Annotated in this window: 12 protein-coding genes; 8 read left to right on the plus strand and 4 right to left on the minus strand. The window is 56.3% G+C overall.

Features of this window, described 5'->3' with window-relative positions; translation table 11 throughout:
- Positions 1 to 26: 26 nt before the first annotated feature.
- The 6 genes from VO84_RS17965 (at position 27) to VO84_RS17990 (ending at position 11,756) form a co-directional block, all read left to right on the plus strand.
- A complete protein-coding gene (locus VO84_RS17965; protein WP_058189108.1) occupies positions 27 to 3,569 on the plus strand; it encodes a DUF1553 domain-containing protein in 3,543 nt (1,180 codons plus the stop codon).
- A 72-nt stretch (positions 3,570 to 3,641) separates the two neighbouring features.
- Positions 3,642 to 5,108, plus strand: a complete 1,467-nt coding sequence (locus VO84_RS17970) for a c-type cytochrome domain-containing protein (protein ID WP_058189109.1) — start codon at positions 3,642 to 3,644, stop codon at positions 5,106 to 5,108.
- 8 nt (positions 5,109 to 5,116) lie between these two features.
- Entirely contained in the window at positions 5,117 to 6,208 is a 1,092-nt protein-coding gene (locus VO84_RS17975) for an NHL repeat-containing protein (protein ID WP_058189110.1), read from the plus strand.
- A 186-nt stretch (positions 6,209 to 6,394) separates the two neighbouring features.
- Positions 6,395 to 7,855 carry an alpha-L-fucosidase gene (locus VO84_RS17980; RefSeq protein ID WP_058189111.1) on the plus strand — a complete coding sequence of 487 codons (1,461 nt, stop codon included), beginning with the start codon at positions 6,395 to 6,397 and terminating at the stop codon, positions 7,853 to 7,855.
- Between the two features lie 283 nt (positions 7,856 to 8,138).
- Positions 8,139 to 10,787: an FG-GAP-like repeat-containing protein gene (locus VO84_RS17985; protein ID WP_058189112.1), complete on the plus strand. Its 2,649-nt coding sequence runs from the start codon at positions 8,139 to 8,141 to the stop codon at positions 10,785 to 10,787.
- Between the two features lie 66 nt (positions 10,788 to 10,853).
- A complete protein-coding gene (locus VO84_RS17990) occupies positions 10,854 to 11,756 on the plus strand; it encodes an SCO family protein (protein WP_058189113.1) in 903 nt (300 codons plus the stop codon).
- Positions 11,757 to 11,773: 17 nt separating this feature from the next.
- Here VO84_RS17990 and VO84_RS17995 read toward each other — a convergent pair whose 3' ends face one another.
- Complete coding sequence (locus VO84_RS17995) at positions 11,774 to 12,706, minus strand: YeiH family protein (RefSeq protein ID WP_058189114.1); 933 nt, start codon at positions 12,704 to 12,706, stop codon at positions 11,774 to 11,776.
- Between the two features lie 119 nt (positions 12,707 to 12,825).
- Here VO84_RS17995 and VO84_RS18000 point away from each other — a divergent pair, with 119 nt between their 5' ends.
- Together VO84_RS18000 and VO84_RS18005 are read left to right on the plus strand one after the other, a co-directional pair.
- A complete protein-coding gene (locus VO84_RS18000) occupies positions 12,826 to 13,761 on the plus strand; it encodes a LysR family transcriptional regulator (protein WP_058189115.1) in 936 nt (311 codons plus the stop codon).
- 78 nt (positions 13,762 to 13,839) lie between these two features.
- On the plus strand, positions 13,840 to 15,234 hold the full coding sequence (locus VO84_RS18005) for an NCS1 family nucleobase:cation symporter-1 (RefSeq protein ID WP_231738055.1): 1,395 nt from the start codon (positions 13,840 to 13,842) through the stop codon (positions 15,232 to 15,234).
- A gap of 51 nt (positions 15,235 to 15,285) precedes the next feature.
- Here the strand turns inward: VO84_RS18005 and VO84_RS18010 are convergent, their stop codons facing one another.
- From VO84_RS18010 to hydA, 3 genes are read right to left on the minus strand one after another with little or no spacing between them, the layout of a single operon-like run.
- Positions 15,286 to 16,821: a CoA-acylating methylmalonate-semialdehyde dehydrogenase gene (locus tag VO84_RS18010; protein ID WP_058189117.1), complete on the minus strand. Its 1,536-nt coding sequence runs from the start codon at positions 16,819 to 16,821 to the stop codon at positions 15,286 to 15,288.
- A gap of 4 nt (positions 16,822 to 16,825) precedes the next feature.
- Complete coding sequence (locus VO84_RS18015; RefSeq protein WP_058189118.1) at positions 16,826 to 18,079, minus strand: hydantoinase/carbamoylase family amidase; 1,254 nt, start codon at positions 18,077 to 18,079, stop codon at positions 16,826 to 16,828.
- Complete coding sequence (gene hydA, locus VO84_RS18020) at positions 18,069 to 19,469, minus strand: dihydropyrimidinase (protein WP_058189119.1); 1,401 nt, start codon at positions 19,467 to 19,469, stop codon at positions 18,069 to 18,071. Before hydA ends, VO84_RS18015 begins: the two co-directional genes overlap by 11 nt.
- Positions 19,470 to 19,503 lie beyond the last annotated feature (34 nt).

Genomic DNA, 19,503 nt, shown 5'->3' on the forward strand with positions numbered 1-19,503 from the left:
TTTGGGTTGGTGTCTTGGAGATCAGATTGCCAAAGCGGTTGAAAGGTCGCAAACGCCTGTTGTATGCAGCGGCGGCAGTGGCGTTGCTGCTGGCGACTGCCGACGGCTGCCGTAACACGCAAACGAGTGTCGCCCGCACTGGCGCAGGCCAGCATCTCGATTTTAACGAGGATGTGCAGCCCGTGCTGGCGAGCCGTTGCTTCAGCTGCCACGGGCCTGATCCGCAGATGCGAAAGGCCGGGCTGCGGCTGGATCTGGCCGAGTATGGCATGAAGAAGCGCGACGGGCATCCGGACGCTATCGTTCCGTATCATCCGGAGAAAAGCGAGATCATCAAGCGCATCGAATCCCATGACACGCACTATTTGATGCCGCAGAATCCGCAAGGCCAGGCCAGCCCGATGAAGCCGGAAGAGATTGCTGTTCTGAAGGAGTGGATTCAGGAAGGAGCGATTTACCGGCCGCACTGGGCTTTTGAAAAGCCGGTGCGTCCTGCGGTGCCGCAACCTTCGGATAATGCTCATTGGATCAAGAACCCGATTGACGCTTTTCTGCTGGCGAAGATTCAGAAGGAACAGCTCCACCCTTCTCCTGAAGCCAATAAAGAGACGTTGATCCGCCGGGTGACGCTGGATCTGACGGGACTTTTACCCACGCCGGATGAGGTGAAGGCGTTCAACGCCGACAAATCGCCGGATGCTTATGAGCATCTGGTCGACCGGCTGCTTGCGAGCCCGGCCTTTGGGGAGCAGCGGGCACATTACTGGTTGGATTACGCACGCTATACAGACACGTATGGCTTGCATTATGACAACAGCCGCCATATCTGGCCGTGGCGGGACTACGTGATTCGTTCGTTCAACAGCAACAAGCCGTTTGACCGCTTTGCAATGGAACAGATCGCCGGCGACATGATGAAGGCGGACAATATGGATCCGCTGATCGGTGGCGGCTATGTGCGGTTGGGGCTGAGCAGCAACGAAGGAGGCACGATTCCGCAGGAGTTGAAGGTGAACATTGCGCGCGACAGGGCAGAGTCTTTTGGCGCAATGTTCCTGGGCCTCACGGTGGGCTGCGCCGTTTGCCACGATCACAAGTACGACCCGACAACGCAGAAGGACTTCTATGCGCTGAGTGCCTTCTTCAACAATATTGACGAGGTGCCGTACAACAAGGACCGGCCGGTGTGGACGCCGGTGGCGAGGGTGCCTTTGCCGGCCAATGAGGCGGCGTTCAACAAGATCATTGCGAAGCAGACGGCACTGAACGCGCAGTTGGAAGAGATGCGCAATCACGAGCGCGAGCTGGTGAAGCAGTGGATTGCCCAGGGGCAGAAGAAGCCGCATCCTGTGTTGAACGACAAGCTGGCCTTGCGGCTGCGGCTGGATGAGGGCGGCGGCGAGGTGTTGAAGAACAGCGTGCCCCATGCGCAGATGGCGAGCTTTCCGATCGGCAAGATTAAGCCGCAGTGGGGCGAGACCACGTTGCTGTGGCCGGATTTCCGCCTTGATACGGGGACGCGTATCGACCTGGGGCAAACGGGTGATTATGAGTGGAACCAGCCGTTCTCGTTTGGGAGCTGGATCATGCTGGGGGTTGGCCCCGGATACACACTGGACAATGCCAATGGGGCGCTGGTGTCGAAGATGGACACCACGCAGCACAACCGCGGGTGGGATCTCGCAATCAAGAACGGCATCCTGACGGTTCATATCATCAATCAGTCGCCGAAGGAGTTTCCTGAGCCGAAGAAGGATGCGAAAGAGGAAGCAAAAAACAAGAACACTCTTCCGAATGCGGAGACCTTCCGCTATCCTTCACCGGTTGATTTGACGAAGAAGGACCTGGCCGCATACAAGCCGCCTGTAGATCCAAAAGAAGCGGCCAAAAACAAGGCGGAGGAAGCAAAGAAGAAAGCAGAAGACGAGAGAAAGAAGAACGATCCGAAGGAAATTGCCAGGCGTGCCGGAGAAAAGAAAAAAGCAGAGGAGGAAAAGAAGAAAGAGCCTCCAATGACGGGCATCGCAGTGGCCACAGTAGAACAGCTTCCACCGGACGGCGACTGGCGGCATATTTCCTTCACGTATGACGGCTCGGGCAAGGCCGCGGGCGTGAAGATGTATATCGATGGCAAGCCGGTAGAAACGCGCATCGTCGCGGACACGCTGGGGCAGGGAAGCATTCGCACCACGGCGCCAATGCAACTTGGCTGGCGCTACCCGGAGTCGGCTGCGCTGCATGATACGCGTTACCAGGATTTGCGGCTCTATAGCCGCGTTCTTTCAAGTGACGAAGCAACGCGGTTGCCGAAGGAAGACGTGGTTGCGGAGATTCTCTCGCGGCCCGAAAAGGAGTGGAACCGCGATCAATGGCATACGGTCAGCGAATACTACCTGAACAGCGTTGACCCTTCGTATCGCGCGATGCAATCGCAGGCCGCGGAGCTGGAGAAGAATCTCGTGAAGCTCTCCGCTGGAGGACCGTTAACGCAGGTAGCGTGGGAAAAACCCACGGTGGCGTATGCCGATGTGTTGAAGCGGGGCGTGTACACGGACCGCACTGAGCGCGTGGAAGCAGACACGCCGCATTATCTTCCGTCGTTGCCCGCAGGCGAGTTGCGCAATCGCATGGCGTTGGCGCAATGGGTGGTGAGTCCGGAGAATCCGCTTACAGCGCGGGTTACGGTGAACCGCATGTGGTACGAGATCTTCGGCACGGGGATTGTTGAGACGACTGAAGATTTCGGCATCATGGGCCAGCGGCCTACGCATCCGCAACTGCTGGACTGGCTCGCCGTCGAGTTTCGTGAGAGCGGCTGGAACATGAAGCACATGTACAAGCTGATGGTAATGTCAGCGGCTTACCGGCAGAGCGCAAAGTCGACGCCCGAGCAACTGAACAAGGATCCGAAGAATCTGCTGCTTTCGCATGGGCCACGCTTCCGCATGGATGCCGAGATGTTGAGAGACATTGCGCTTGAGTCGGGCGGGCTGCTGGCGCGCAAGATCGGCGGCCCCAGCGTGAAGCCGTACCAACCCGCGAACATATGGGAGCAGGTGAGCTATTCGGGGAGCGACACGCTGCACTATGTGCAGGATCATGGAGAAGCGCTCTACCGGCGCAGTATGTATACCTTCTGGAAGCGGATGGCGCCGATGCCAGACATGGACGTCTTTGACGCACCGATGCGCGACATGGTTTGCACACGAAGGCAGCGGACGAATACACCGCTGCAGGCGCTGGTGACCATGAACGACACGCAATGGGTGGAGGCTGCACGTAACCTGGCACAGAGGGTAATTCTGACCGGAGGAAAAGCTCCCGAGGATCGCATTGACATGCTTTCTGAAGTGCTGCTTTCGCGCGAGCCGAGCACGCAGATGACCTCCGTGCTGATGGGCTCCTACGAGCAGATGAAGAAGCACTATGACGCTGACCCGAAGGCCGCTCATGCGCTGCTGGCGGTCGGAGAGTCAAAGGCGAATTCGTCGATTCCCGCATCGGAGCTGGCTGCGTGGACGATGGTTGCCAGTGAAATTCTCAACCTCGACGAAACGATTACAAAGTAGAGGGGAACGTACATTGACCGGCAGTCTGCCCCACGGCGCGGGAAAGGAACTTCTCCCGTGACAGTCTCTCCAGTGAAAGTTCAAAAGGATCGAGTCAAGCCATCCCCCTTCGCGCGCTACAAGCCTTTACTGGCACAGCTGCGCACACCTACCGCGCTCGCGGCGATCGGTGTCAGTGTATTGCTGCTGCTATTGCCAGTGTTGTTTCATTTTGACGGAAAACAGCACGCCAACTGGCAACAGTTCCTCGGGCGCTTCCATCCGCTAGCGGTGCATTTGCCCATTGGCTTCCTCGTATTACTGCCACTGCTCGAAATTGCCGGGCGCAGACGGCCAGCGCTGCGCGAAGCTGCCGGGTTTGTCCTCACACTCGCCTTTCTCAGTTCTGTGGGCGCCCTCACGCTCGGCTACCTGCTGGCATACGGCAGCGGCGCGCAAGGTGCAACGGTTGTCCATCATATGTGGGCCGGCATCGCGCTTACGATAGGCGTGCTGCTTTGCCTGATGGCGCGGCGCGAGTGGGTTGCCGCGGATGTTTCGCGGATCTATCCCCTGCTGCTAACGGTCGTGCTGCTTCTGCTCATCTACACCGCGCACCAGGGAGGCTCGTTGACCTACGGCGGCAACTACCTTACGCAGTATCTTCCTGCGCCGCTGCAACGTTTTGCGATGTCGGGCCAGACGAAGGAGAATGATGGCTCTTTTTATGCAAAGCACATTCACCCTATCTTTGACGCGAACTGTTTGAGCTGTCACGGGCAGAGTAAAGTGCAGGGTGGGTTGCGGCTCGATTCCTACGCCGAGCTGATGAAGGGCGGCAAAGACGGTGCGGTTATCCTTGCGGGTAAGCCCACGGAGAGCTTGTTGCTGCAACGTATTACATTGCCGGCGGACAACAAGTTGTTCATGCCCGCTGAGGGGCACCCGCCGCTGAGTGCCGAGGAGATTGGGTGGATTCGGACGTGGATTGCGCAGGGCGCTTCGCCTGCTGCGGCTTCGATGCCGGGAATTACATTCGCGGAAACGCCGAAAGACCCGCCCATCACACCTGTTGGTGACTACAGCAGCCTGATGGCAGAGATCCACCAGATGCAAAGTGCGCAGGGCGCAAAGCTGATGACTGTTTCGTCCAAGCCCTCCGACGGACTGGTGCTTCACACAATCGATGTGGCATCCAGCTTTGACGAAGCACAACTGAAGCAATTCGAGAAGTTTGCTCCATATATTGTCGAGGTTGAGTTGGGACACACTGCGGTTAGCGATGCCTGCTTTGACACGCTCGCGAAGTTCCAGAACCTCCGCGCTATTCATCTGGAAGCAACAGCAGTCACAGGTGCCGGAATCTCGAAGCTGGCGGCGTTGCCGCATCTGGTCTACCTCAACCTGAGCAACACGAAGCTCACGAAGGAAGCTGCTGCACAGCTTGCCACGATGAAGAACCTCCAGCACGTCTACCTTTTCGACACTCCCGCACGGCCGCCCGCTCCTGTGCCGGTGATTGCCGAGCCAAGGCTTGCAACCGGCGATAAGAAAGAATGAGGCAACTTATGCCCCGCAAAGGTTCCATACGGCCCACCGCCTCGCTCGCCATTCCGTCAGGCCTTAACCGCCGCGGCTTTCTCACGGCTGCAGGCGCCGCAGCCCTTACGACACTCGTCGAGCCTGCCACATCTACCGCTCAGGTTCCCTGCCAGGCGCAGCCGCGGGAGCTCCTGACCGGCAATGGAGAATGGACCTACCGGGTGGTTTCCGAATGGGGCCATCTGCCCGCCGGAACTGAATTTGGAGGCACGCATGGAGGCATTGCCACGGACAACGCGGGCCGCGTTTACATCAGCACGCAGAGCGCGACAGGCGTGCTTGTATACAGTCCCGAAGGTACGTTGTTGAAGACAATTCTCAGCCAGTATCCTGAGGTGCATTCGATAGTTCACGCGGACGAGAACGGCGAAGAAGTTTTTTATGCGACAGTGCAGAAGGGCACGCCGCAGGAGAACTGGTTATTTATCAAGTTCCGGCCTGACGGCAGTGTGACTCAGAAAATTACCGCACCTCCTGAAGCTGGTTTCAAAACTCCCGACGCCTGGCGACTGACCGCAGCGGTTCCCGCACCGGATGGCTCCATCTTTATTGCCAACGGTTATGGCGACTCGCGGCTTTTTCACTTCGATAAGAAGGGAAATTATCTCGCCGCCTACTCTGGCAAAGGTGCGGCAGACGGCCTGATGGACTGCAGTCATGGCATGGCCATCGATGTGCGTTACGACCAGCCGCTGCTCTTAATCTGCGACCGCGAAAACCGCCGTCTCTGCCACTTTGACTTCGATGGAAAGTTTGTCCGGACAGTAACTCAGCATTTGCGCCGTCCCTGCCAGATCAGTTTCTATGGGGATTACGCAATAGTTTCGGAACTGGAGGGCCGCGTGACCATTCTTGACAAGGACAACGTTGCGACTGCCTTCCTCGGCGATAATCGCGACAAAAAACAGTGGGCCAATTACACCGTCGATCCCGGCAAGGTAGCGCCCGCAATCTTCAGCGCCGCCCATGGCTGCTTCATCGACAAGAACACCAATATTTACGTTTCCGATTGGAACAGCACCGGTCGTATCACCAAGCTGGCAAGAATCAGTTCATAACTGCCCAGCGAACATTGGATTTTATTATGGGAGAAAATTCAAAATGAGAAGTGAGCAGCGGAGGCGAATTGCCTCGGAGACAGTTCTTTCAAACTTAGCGATGACCCTGAACTCATAAGTTTGGCCGGGAATGATTTAAGGTTGCTTGACACAATAGAAGTGCGGTCTATCCGCAAGGTGAAAATTATGACGTGGTCCAGACGGGAATTCGTAAAGGTTTGTGCCGGCGCCGCATCCAGCGTGGCTATTGCCGATTCAACGCGTGCTTTTGCGCAGTTACAGGGAGATAAGATCGAAACGGCGAACACCCACCAGGTACATGCGATTCAGGACACGGAGACACCGCAGCAGAAAGACTCCCGGATGCGATGGTTCCGCGAGGCGCGGTTCGGTATGTTTATCCATTGGGGGCTTTATGCAATCCCCGCAGGACGTTGGGATGGAAAGGATATTCCTGGCATAGGCGAATGGATTATGAATAATGCTTCGATTCCGGTCGCTCCGTACAAATCACTAGCGGCGCAGTTCAATCCGACCAAATTTGATGCTGCTGGGATTGTTGGACTGGCAAAGGCAGCTGGAATGAAGTACATCGTGATTACGGCCAAACATCATGATGGCTTTGCAATGTTTGATTCCAAGGCGGACCCATTCAATATCATCCAGGCAGCGCCATTCAAACGCGATCCGCTGAAAGAGCTCGCTGCGGAGTGTCGGAGACAGGGCATCAAGCTAGGCTTTTATTATTCGCAGGATCAGGACTGGACCGCTCCGGGAGGAGCCGCCTACAAAACAGGCGATCATCAGCCGCCGGCTTATCACTGGGACTCGGCTCAGGATGGGAGTTTCTCAAAGTATCTGCGAAGCAAGGCTATTCCTCAACTGCGCGAATTGCTTTCAGATTATGGAGATTTTCCAGCCATCGTTTGGTTTGATACACCCACCAAAGACATGACGCCGGAGTTGGCGGGAGAAATTGTAAAGGTCCTCAATGAACATCCAAGGCTGATCTGGAATAACCGGCTAGGTGGCGGCTATCAAGGAGACACCGAGACACCTGAGCAATATGTCCCTGCACAGGGCTTTCCCGGACGCGATTGGGAATCCTGCATGACGATCAACGATACGTGGGGATATAAACAAGGTGATACAAACTTCAAGAGTACAGAGGATTTGCTGCGGAATCTGATCGATATTGCCAGCAAAGGCGGAAATTATCTGTTGAATATCGGACCAATGGCGACAGGTGAAGTTCCTTCGCCCGAGGTGGAACGTTTGCGGAAAATAGGCCAATGGCTGAATGTCAATGGCGAGGCTGTCTACGGAACAAAAGCGACACTCTTTGGCGCGGAAGCAGGAAGTCTCTCTGCGACACAAAAAGGCGAAGACGGAAAGCCGAAGTTTATTCCAAGCTGGAAATGGCGCTCCACGACGGCGGAGAAGAAGGTATACATCCATTTATTGGAATGGCCAGGTTCCGTCTTCCACCTTGATTCAACCCCTCGTACGGTGGCTGGAGTATATCTGCTTGCGGACAAATCGAAGAAGCAGCTCAGAATCACGAAGAATGCTCACGGAATTGATATATCGTTACCCGAGCAGGCGCCAGATCCAATCGCATCCGTGCTTGTACTTGAGACCACTTAGCTAGTTGCAAGACGTGAAATGCGCTGTTCTCTGAGATGCAAATACAGTGCTCAGCTTTTTTACTGATGAACGAATTGCTTGGCGAGAATCCGGATGCAGAGCCGGTAAAAGGGATCACACTGGCTGGCTTCAGACACGGACGACCGTTTTGAAGAACCAGGCCACATTATCGATAGGCTTGGCCTGCAGGAGGAAGAGGAAGAGTAAAATCGATAGTTTTTAGCTTCGAGCTCAATCAAAAGCTGGAGACATCAATCCGTCCAATCAAATAAACTCCGAGCTGATGCCAAAGCAATTTCATACGCTTTTCTCCCGTAACCAGGCGCATATGGGCTGGATTTACAGATATACGTTGCTAAGGTTTCTAACCTTGTTGGTAATCGCAGCAGTAAGTGTGATCCTCACGCACGCGCAGACCAGCGATGCGGGCCGGAAGATCGATGTTGGCATCATCGTCACGCCCACTCAGGATGAAGCCCGCACCATTCTCAAGCAGCTGAATAGTGGTGCCGATTTCTCAGTATTGGCTAAAGAAAAGTCAATCGACGCCACAGCCTCCGATGGCGGCTACATGGGAAATCTGGACCCCACCCAGCTCCGCATCGAAGTGCGCGACGCACTGCACGGCCACAAAGCCGGCGAACTTACGGATATAGTCCATCTGCCTTCCGGCTATGCCATTCTCAAGGTGTTGCCTGCCGCGCCGCCCACCAGCGATCTGAATCCCAAGCGGATCTCGTCCCTGCTGGCAAGCGGAGCCATTCGCTACGGAACTATGGTGGCGGGCCTCAGTGAAGCCAACGCGGTACTTGCGCAATACCCAAAGCCGGATGGCTGGGATCGCAATCTCCAGCAGGTCTGCGAAATTCGAAAAAATTCGTTGGCGAACGCGAAAGACGCCATGCAGGAGGCCATGGCTCCGAACAGCGCCACCGGAGCCCGTCTCTCACCCATTGAGCAGATTCAGGGGCACAGCCTGCTCGGGGAGCTCTATGACTACAGCGGCGAGATGGAAAAGGCGGTAAGGGAATGGAAGGCCGCGTATGATTTGGCAAAGACAGTAGAACCTGGATTTCTTCCTGATATTGAAGAAGCTCTCGGCGCCTCTTATCTACATATGTCAGAGATGGAAAACAATGTCTATCGCGGCTCTCGCGATCTGGATATCTTTCCCCCCCTCGACCCCAAGGCAAGCTATGAAAAAAAGGACGAATCGAAACTCGCAATTGAATACTTTCAGAAGTATCTGGAGTTGCGTCCAGGTGATCTCGAAGTCCTTTGGCTGATGAATCTCGCCTATATGACGCTCGGCGAATATCCAGATGGCGTGCCTGTTGCATACCGGATTCCCGCGGCGGACTTTAAGTCCAGGCAGAACATCGGCCGCTTCAAAGACGTAGCGGCAGCAGTAGGTTTAAATGTGCTGCGCGACGCCGGAGGTCTGATCGTCGATGACTTTGATAATGATGGCCTCCTCGATGTCGTAGTGTCCAGTCAGAATGTGTGCGATCCAATTCACTTCTTTCACAACAACGGTGACGGCACATTCAGTGATAGAACAGCACAGGCGGGCCTCGAAAATCAGCTCGGCGCGCTGAACATCATTCAGGCCGACTACAACAATGACGGCTGCATGGACATCCTCATGCTGCGCGGCGGTTGGGAGTTTCCCCAGCGCAAATCCTTGCTTCGCAACAACTGTGACGGCACATTCACGGACGTGACGGAGGCCAGCGGGCTCATGGCATCGGTAACTGCCACTCAGGCAGCAGCATGGGCAGACATAGACAACGACGGATATCTCGACCTCTTTATCGCCAATGAAAATTCGCCGGCTCAGCTCTTTCACAACAAAGGCGACGGAACATTTGAGGAGATTGGCCACGCCGCGCACATTGATCAGACGGCCTTCAGTAAGGGAGCCGTTTCCGCTGACTATGACGGCGACGGGCTTCCTGACTTCTACGTAACGAATCAGAACGGCGTCAATTTTCTCTATCACAACAATGGCAACCTCACCTTTACTGAGGTCGGCAGGCAGGCAGGAGTCCAAGCGCCTGCGTACAGTTTTGCCGCATGGTTCTTCGATTACGACAATGACGGATGGCCCGACCTATTTGTCAATACGTTCATGACCTCGATGGACGAAACGCTCAAGACATACGTCGGCGGCTCGCATAATCAGGAGACCCTGAAGCTTTACCGCAACAAGCATGATGGAACATTTGAAGATGTAACTGCGCAGGTCGGTCTCGACAAGGTATTCATGGCGATGGGATCAAACTTTGGCGACATCGACAACGATGGCTACCTGGACATATATCTTGGCTCGGGAAATCCCTCCCAGACTGCTCTTCTTCCCCATGTGCTGTTGAGAAACAATGAAGGGAAATCCTTCGACGATATCACGCAATCTTCAGGCACAGGCGAACTGCACAAAGGCCACGGGATCGCCTTTGCGGATTTGAGCCGGCGCGGCGTCGAAGATATAGTTGCTCAAATTGGCGGCGCGATACCCGCCGACAAACATGCAATGCGCGTCTTCGAGAATCCCGGCACCACCAACGATTGGTTGAATGTGCGCCTGGTCGGCGTAAAGAGCAACCGTGAAGCTCTGGGCGCGCAAATCCACGTTACCGTTCAGGATGCAAACCAGCCGCCGCGATCAATGTATAGAACGGTAGGGCAGTCGAGTTCATTCGGTGCCAATCCAATGGAGCAGCATATTGGTCTCGGCCCCAATGCAAGCACCGTGACGCTCGACATCTGGTGGCCTGCATCCAACACGCGGCAGCACTTTACGAATGTCGCAAAGAATCAATTTATCGAAATCAAAGAGTTCGCTCCCAGTTACACGCCCCTTAAGCGTCAGCCTTTCCACCTGCGTGAAAGCGCGCCCGTTGCTGCCTCAACGTCACAAAGCTCTAAATGAGTAACCGCGTTTCGTGATAAGTTTTTTGGGAATGCTTTGCCGAATTTCGAGGAGATTTGAAGTGTGATGCGTAACAAGCTTCTATCCGGCGTATTGATTCTCGCGAGTGCTCACTTATGGGCATTCGCGCAGCATTCTGCGCAGGGCATTCTCCTTGAAGTAAATCCCGCAGAGCATCGAATCGTGGTCTCATGCGATGCAATTCCAGGCTACATGGAAGCGATGACCATGCCATTTACCGTGCATGGTTCGGAAGATCTCAAAACCTTCGCTCCCGGAGCAACCGTCCGCTTCAACATGGTGGCGACGAAAAAAGAGGCCTATGCAGAGCATCTGCAGGTGGTGCACGTTACAAATTTTGAATCCGAGCCCATGGAAGCTGGCCGTCTGACCCTCCTGCACAAAACACTCGATCCAGCCGCGGCGGCAAAAGCCGTAGCTGTCGGCAATCCGGTGCCGGACTTCGCTCTTACCGATCAGACGCAGCAAATAACTCATCTTGCGCAGTTCAAAGGGAAGGTGGTGGCTCTCACCTTTACCTATTCCCGTTGCCCGAACCCCAGCTATTGCTTCCGTCTATCAAATAATCTGTCCCAACTGGAGCGACGTTTTCATGCCCAGGCTGGAAGAAATTTGATCCTCATCACCATCGTGATCGATCCCGATCAGGACCGCGGCAAAGCTCTCGAGCGATATGCGGGAACATGGAAAGCCGATCCCGCCACATGGCACTTTCTCACTGGAACCATCAAGGACGTGCAGAACGTGGCCGAGTTGTTCGGCATGAATTTTTGGAGCGGCGAAGGGTTTCTTACGCACAGCTTTCACACCGTAGTAATTGACCGCGATGGAAAGCTCGCGGCGAACCTGGAGGGAAATCAGTTCTCCGCCGGCCAACTCGGCGACATGGTGGAAATGGTTTTGAATCGCCCGCAGCCAGCAGCGTCGACTGCAGGCATGCCTCAATAATGACGCTCCAATAAGCCTCACCGAATCCAGCCTCGTTCAATCATCCAGAGTGACCCGACACTAACTGCCAGCCAGAGGATGACTCCCTGCAGCATCGGCCGAAATCCGACCGCCTTCAGTGTGCCTCTGGACAGGCTTGTGCCAATCAAAAACAGCGTGACACAAAGCCCCGTAATGCCAAGGTGCTGAAGCATGGCATATTGCAGACGAAAACCGGGAAGGAAAGTATTGAATCCAGCCGCCACCAGGAACAGCGCAATAAACCACGGCCACTGAATCTGCGTTTTACTTCTCTGCGCGTTGCCTCTCTGATGAAGAGACACGCCGATCGACACAGGCACAATCCACAGCGCTCGCACCAGTTTGACAGTAGTGGCAACGCTGAGTGCGACTGTGCCGTACCGCGCAGCCGCGCCAACCACGGAACTCGTGTCATGAATGGCGAGCGCACACCATAGACCGAACTGGGTTTGCGTAAGATGCAACGCAGAGCCAATCGGAGGAAACACCAGCAGGGCAACTGAATTCAACACAAACACAGTCCCCAGTGAAACAGCAATCTCCTCCTCACTCGCGCCGAGTATCGGCGACACCGCCGCAATCGCGCTCCCTCCGCAGATTGCTGTGCCGGTAGAAATCAGGAATGAAACACGCTTCTTAACTGCCAGCAAACGTCCCAGTCCGCTACCCGCAAGCAGAACGAAGCCGATGCTGAGTGCCGTATACATAAAGCCCGCGCGCCCGGCCTCCAGAACCTGGCGCAGATCCATGCCAAAGCCAAGCGCCACCACGGAAAGCTGCAACAGCAGCTTCGATAACTGCCGGGTATCCTGAGGAAACGGATGCGGAAATGCCAGCCCGAAGGCCAGGCCCAGCCCAAGCGCAACAGGCGGCCCAATAACCCCACTGGCCGCGAAGATAATCCCAAGGAAAAGGAGGTTTTTCGCCACACAATTAGCATGGTCCGTTGATACGCTCCTGGTCCAAGCAGAAGTTATGATGAGCTATTTGGATTTCTAATCGTTCTTGCCGGCCGCGCCGCCGCACTCAACAGGTTTCAGGAGAACTCATGGAAAACTTCCGTTTGAAAGTCTTTCGCGTGGTGGCATCACATCTCAACTTCAGCCGCGCCGCGGAAGAGCTCCTGTTGACCCAGCCCGCCGTCACGCAGCAAATCAAAGCGCTTGAAGAGGAGTACGGCGTTCCACTCTTTGATCGCTCCGGCGGAAAAATAACTCTCACGCCCAGCGGAAAAGCATTGCTGCCCTTCGCCAACCGCCTCAAAGAAATCTCCGAGGAAGCCTATGCAGCAGTAGCCCGCGTATCCGGCAAACTGGCCGGTCAACTTACTATCGGCGCATCGCAGACCATTGGGCAATATCTTCTTCCCACTTTCATCGCAGGCTTTCTGCGAGAAAACCCGCGCGTCTCTATCTCTACCATCAGCGGAAACACCGACGAGATACTCCAGGCCCTCGCCGCACATCTCATCGAGATAGCTCTCATTGAAGGCCCCGCGCTGCGCAAAGACGTGCACGTCGAGCCGTTCATGGACGATCACATTGTCCTGGTCGTTCCTGCAAGTCATGAGTGGGCCGAGCAAAATGTCGATCTCCCCGCGCTGATCAAAGCTCCGCTGCTCATGCGTGAATTCGGGTCGGGCTCGCGCCGCGTCGTCGAAAAAGCATTTTCAGCTGTCGGCATCAGCAGTAAGAAACTTAACATCCGCATGGAATTCGATTCCACAGAGAGCCTTCTCAATGCAGTCGAAGCAGGCCTCGGCGTGACCTTCGTTTCCCAATGGGCAGCACGCAACCATCTTGCCCTGGGAGCCCTGAAAGTAGCACGAGTCCCCGGTCTCAAGCTTACCCGCAAATTTTCCATCGTGTATCCAGCCGGTCCCGTTCCCGATGGCAACCCCGGAGCATTCCGCGCCTATCTTGTGGCCCGCAGCATGCCTCAGATGCACGAAGCATCGCAGGTCATTCGCCGTGCGAAGAAATGAACGACCGTCCGTTCGAGCCAGATTTCTCCTTTGGCAAATCGCCATCTCAGTGCATACTGCTAAGAAATAGGAGAACGAGTGAGCTCAATCGACCCCACGTTGTCGAACCCGGACCTCCGCCCCACCGAGCCTGAAGCCCGCACCTGGAGCACATACAACTACATTGCCCTCTGGTTCTCCATGTCCATGGAGATCACTACCTATCAGCTTGCCTCATCGCTCATCGCCAAAGGCATGGACTGGAAGCAGGCCGTCGGCACCGTGCTCCTCGGCAATCTCATCGTTCTCGTTCCCATGCTTCTCAACGCCCATGCCGGCGCAAAATACGGCATTCCATTTCCCGTCTTCATTCGCGCACCCTTCGGCGTTCGCGGTGCAAACATTCCTGCCATCCTCCGCGCCCTCGTTGCCTGCGGATGGTTCGGCATTCAATCCTGGATCGGCGGCACTGCTATTCATTCGATGATCGCCGTCATCTGGCCCGCAGCAGCGACCAACGATGGCATCCGCTGGGCCTGCTTCATCAGCTTCTGGCTGCTCAACATGGTTATCGTCTGGCGCGGCGTTGAATCCATCCGCCACCTTCAGGCCTTCGGTGCGCCCTTCATGTTCGTCATGGCCGCCGCACTGCTCATCTGGGTCCGCATCAAAGCCGGCAGCTTCGGCTCCATGCTCTCCACGCCAAGCCAGTTTCATTCCACGCACGCATTTCTCGCTGTCTTCTTCCCATCGCTCACCGCAATGGTCGGCTACTGGGCCACGCTCGCGCTCAACATCCCTGACTTCACTCGCTACTCGAATTCCCAGAACGCGCAAGCCTGGGGTCAGGCATTCGGACTGCCCGTCGCCATGGCCCTCTACACCTTCGTCAGCATCGCCGTCACCTCGGCCTCAACAGTACTCTTCGGCCATCCCATCTGGAACCCGATTGAGCTCATCGGCGCATTCCATCAGCCTGTCGTGGCCTTCATCGCGCTCATCGCCATTCTCGTCGCCACGCTCAACGTCAACATCGGCGCAAACGTCGTCTCGCCCTCAAACGACTTCTCCAACCTCTACCCACGCCTCATCAGCTTCCGCACCGGCGGTCTCATCACCGGCGTCCTCGGCCTCGCGATGTGTCCGTGGAAGCTCCTCGCCTCACCTGACGCCTACATCTTCGGTTGGCTCATCGGCTACTCCGGCCTTCTCGGCCCCGTCGCCGGCATCATGATCGCCGATTACTTCTTCATCCGCCGCACACAACTCGACATCCACTCGCTCTATCACAGAGAAGGCGCATATCACTACACCAAGGGCTTCAACCCCCGCGCCATCATCGCTCTTGTTCTCGGAGTCCTCGTCGCCCTCATCGGGCTATTAGTCCCCAGCCTGCACCCGCTCTACGACTACGCATGGTTCGTCGGTTTCTTCCTCGCAGGCAGCATCTACATTCTGCTCATGAAGCTCGCCGCCCCAGCAGAAGCCATCTGACGCAATTCCTTTATCAGCCCAAACAAAACAGGCTGCGCTAAGCGCAGCCCGTCAGTCTCTATTTTCTAGTTCCAAGTCCCTGGTTCGCGGAAATCCCAGATCCACCTTGCTAGCACCCGGATCAGGCCAGCGGCTCGTCACCACCTTGCCCCGCGTGTAAAACAGCACGCCTTCCGGCCCATACATGTGCAGATCTCCAAACAGTGACGACTTCCATCCGCCAAAGCTGTAATAAGCCACCGGCACAGGAATCGGCACATTCACTCCCACCATGCCCACTTCGGCGTCAAACTGGAACTGCCGCGCCGCTCCACCATTCTGCGTAAAGATCGCAGTCCCATTTCCATACGGATTCTCATTCACCAGCTTCAGTGCCTCGACATACGTATCCACGCGCACCACGCTCAGCACCGGCCCAAAGATTTCATGGTCATAGCAAGCCGTCCCAGGCTTCACATGATCCACAAGTGACGGCGCAAGAAAGAATCCGTCCCTCGAAGTCGCTCCATCCGTCCGCCCATCCACCACAACAGTCGCGCCATCGCTCGCAGCCTTATCCAGATAAGACGCAACTCGATCACGATGCTCCCGCGTAATCAGCGGTCCCATCTCAATCCCCGGCTCGCTTCCCGGCCCAACCTTGATGCGCGCAATCCGCTCGCGTATTGCTGCAACCAGCGGATCAGCAACATCGCCCACGGCAACCACGACAGAGATCGCCATGCACCGTTCGCCAGCCGCTCCATACGCCGCAGACACAGCCGCATCCGCAGCCATCGCCAGTTCCGCATCCGGCAGTACCACCATGTGGTTCTTCGCGCCGCCCAGCGCCTGTACGCGCTTGCCATTCCGCGTCGCAGTCTCGTAAATCTGCTTCGCCACCGGCGTCGAGCCCACAAAGCTCACGGCCTTCACATCTGGATGTTCCAGCAGCCTGTCCACCGCCACCTTATCGCCCTGCACAAGATTCAGTACGCCATCCGGAACGCCAGCCTCTTTAGCCAGTTCCGCAATCAGCACACTCGCTCCCGGAACTTTCTCGGATGGCTTCAGCACAAACGCATTACCGCACGCAATCGCATTCGAAATCATCCACAGCGGCACCATCGCTGGAAAATTAAATGGCGTAATTCCAGCCACTACTCCCAGCGGCTGCCGAATCTGGTACACATCCACGCCTTTGCTTGCCTGCTCCGTGTAACCACCTTTCAGCAGGTTCGGAATCCCGCACGCAAACTCGACATTCTCCAACCCGCGCGCCACTTCGCCCAGCGCATCCGCAGTCGTCTTGCCGTTCTCGCGCGTCAGAATCTCGGCAATCTTTTCGCGGTTCTTCGCAATCAACTCGCGAAAGCGAAACATCACTTCCGCCCGCCGTGACAGCGGCGTCGCGCGCCATTCCGCAAATGCAGCTTTCGCCGTCGCAACCGCGCGGTCCACTTCCTCCGCTGTCGCAAAGCCGACCTCGGCAATCACCTCGCCCGTCGCAGGATTGTGCACTGCACCAACGCGTCCGGATTCCGTCGCAACATGCTTGCCGCCAATCCAGTGGTTCACTGTGGCTACTACCGCTGTCGTTGTTCCCATAACCTCACCTGCCTTCTGCGCGAGTCTGAATCCAATCCATCGTCTTCGACGCCAACTTATCCAGCGCCTCAACCGCCAACTTCAGATGTTCCTCACGCGTATCTTCAATCTTGTTGTGACTGATCCCGTTCAGCGATTGCACAAACAACATCACAGTCGGAATCCCCGCTCTTGAAACCTCCGCCGCATCATGCAGCGGCCCACTCGGCAGCTTATAGGCGTTGCCCGCAGTCTCGCGAACCGCATCCTCAGCCAGCGCAATCAACTCCGGATGAAACAGCTCCGGCACAATATTCCATATCCGCGACCATTCCACAGTACAGCCTTCTTCAGTAGCAAACTGCCGGCTCTTCGCCTGCGCCTCGGCGTACATGCTCGCCAGCACACCGGCATCCAGGTCACGCTGGTCCAGCGTAGTCTCGCATCGCCCCACGACCGCCGTCACAATCCCCGGAAAAGTCTTCACACTGCCCATCGTGCACACCGCATCGGCATGCCGCATCGCAATCGGCCGAATCTCAAGCGCAAGCTTGGCAGCCGCAGCCAGCGCATCGCGCCGCGCCGTCATCGGCGTTGAGCCCGAATGCGCCTCTTGCCCATGAAATGTAATCGCATGCCGCTCCACGCCCTTCGTGCCCAGCACCACACCCAGCGGTAATCCCAGCTTCTCCAGCACTGGCCCTTGCTCAATATGAAGCTCCAAGTAAGCCGCCGCATTTTCACGCTCGCGCTGTGCCTCACCAATCGCATCCATCTTCACGTCGCATTGTGCAAGCGCATCTTCCAGCCGCACTTCATTCGCATCCGTGCGATTGCGGTCCGCTTCAATCGTCTGCGTCCCCGCAAATGCAGACGAGCCAAACAAACTCCGCCCAAATCGCGCGCCTTCCTCATCCGCCCAATCCACCAGCCGCACCGTCACCGGCGGCCTGCCGTCAAACTCATCTGAAATCCGCTTCAACACAACATAAGCACCCAGCACACCCAGCGCACCATCCAGCCATCCGCCATTGGGAACAGAATCAAGATGGCTCCCCAGAATCAGTGTCTCCTCTGACTCGCCCTTCAAAGTCGTCCAGCTATTCCCCGCCGCATCCACATGATGTTTGACAGGTAATTTATCCAGCCATATTTGAAACCACTCGCGCGCCTTCAACCACATCGGCGTCCACGCCACGCGCTGTGCTCCCTGCTCATCCGCAGTCAGCGCACGCAAGTCTTTCAACAGTTCAATCGCCAGCTCTGCATTAACTGCCATTTGCATCACTCCTGAAATATTGCGGTTCGCGCCTCAAGAATTGCCCTCGTCCCTGCTCGCCCACAAACTTCCCATCCCTCACCTGCACCTTGCCGCGCACCGTTACCACCGCTGGCCGCCCTTCAATCTCCAATCCTTCAAACCCGTTGTAGTCGTTGTTCGTCAGCTGCGTTGCAGCCGAGATCTTTCCGCGATACTCCGGGTCGTAAACAACAATATCTGCATCCGCGCCCACCTCAATCGCACCCTTGCGCGGATAAAGTCCGAACAGCTTCGCCGGTTGCGTGCTCAATGCATCCACAAAACGCTGCTCGCTCAGCCTCCCGCGTTTCACCCCGTATGTCCACATCAGGTTCACGCGGTCTTCAATCCCCGGAATCCCATTCGGTATCTGCGTAAACGCCTTCGCGCCAAGCAGCTTCTGCTCCGCATCAAACGGACAATGATCCGTGCCCACTGTATCAATGGACCCGGCCTCAAGCGAATGCCACAGCGCAGGTTGATTCCGCTTATTTCTCAGCGGCGGAGACATCACATACTTCATGCCTTCCACGCCTTCACGCTCCGCATACGTCTTGTCCAGCAAAAAGTGCGGCAGCACGGACTCCACCCACAATCGCACTCCGCGCGCTTTAGCTGCAAGCGCAGCCTCCAGCGCAGGTCGGCATGAAAGATGCACCACATACCCCGCCGCTCCCGTTGCCTCCAGGAAAGTTGCAAAGCGCGTCGTCCCTTCAGCCTCCACAAACTCCGGCCGCGAAGGCTCATGCCATTCCGGCCCACTCTTGCCCTCAGCTAGCAGTTCTTGCTGCAACTGGCCCACCAACTCGGCATTTTCACAATGCGCTGTTGTAATCACGCCCAGTTCTGCCGCCAGCTTTAGCGTATGAAACATCTCCTCATCCGTTACGCCGAAGAAATCCTTGTAGGAGAGAAAAATCTTGAAGCTCGCTGTCCCATCCCGCACAATCTCGCGCAGTTGTGCCTCGGTTTTCTCATCCCACCGCGTCACCGCCATGTGAAATGCATAGTCACACGCACTGTTCCCTTCAGCCTTCTGCTTCCAGGCGGTATATCCCGCCAGCGCATCTTCGCCCCGCGAAGGGCAAACCATCTCGATATACGTCGTCGTCCCACCAACAAGCGCCGCGCGGCTGGCCGTTGCATGGGTATCCTTCGCAAATGTCGCCATAAACGGCAGGTGTATGTGTACATGCGGATCGATAAATCCCGGAAACACCAGCTTGCCCCTCGCATCAATCACTTCGGCATTCGCCGGCGCGGTCAAACCCGTTCCAATCGCGGCAATCCGCTCGCCTTCCACCAGAATGCCGGCGCGCTTCCGACCATCCGCTGTAACAATTTCGCCGCCCTGTATTAGCAAACTCATCGAATCCGCCCTTATCGTCCCTCGTCCCGTGTCC

The sequence above is a fragment of the Occallatibacter gabretensis genome, assembly GCF_001449115.1.
In the GTDB taxonomy this organism is placed as follows: domain Bacteria; phylum Acidobacteriota; class Terriglobia; order Terriglobales; family Acidobacteriaceae; genus Telmatobacter; species Telmatobacter gabretensis.

Coding starts and splice junctions, on each gene's coding strand:
- VO84_RS18015 (WP_058189118.1), bottom strand. CDS start 18,079: ATGGCAGTTAATGCAGAGCTGGCGATTGAACTGTTGAAAGACTTGCGT.
- VO84_RS18010 (WP_058189117.1), bottom strand. CDS start 16,821: ATGGGAACAACGACAGCGGTAGTAGCCACAGTGAACCACTGGATTGGC.
- VO84_RS17985 (WP_058189112.1), top strand. CDS start 8,139: ATGCCAAAGCAATTTCATACGCTTTTCTCCCGTAACCAGGCGCATATG.
- VO84_RS17975 (WP_058189110.1), top strand. CDS start 5,117: ATGCCCCGCAAAGGTTCCATACGGCCCACCGCCTCGCTCGCCATTCCG.
- hydA (WP_058189119.1), bottom strand. CDS start 19,469: ATGAGTTTGCTAATACAGGGCGGCGAAATTGTTACAGCGGATGGTCGG.
- VO84_RS17990 (WP_058189113.1), top strand. CDS start 10,854: ATGCGTAACAAGCTTCTATCCGGCGTATTGATTCTCGCGAGTGCTCAC.
- VO84_RS17980 (WP_058189111.1), top strand. CDS start 6,395: ATGACGTGGTCCAGACGGGAATTCGTAAAGGTTTGTGCCGGCGCCGCA.
- VO84_RS18000 (WP_058189115.1), top strand. CDS start 12,826: ATGGAAAACTTCCGTTTGAAAGTCTTTCGCGTGGTGGCATCACATCTC.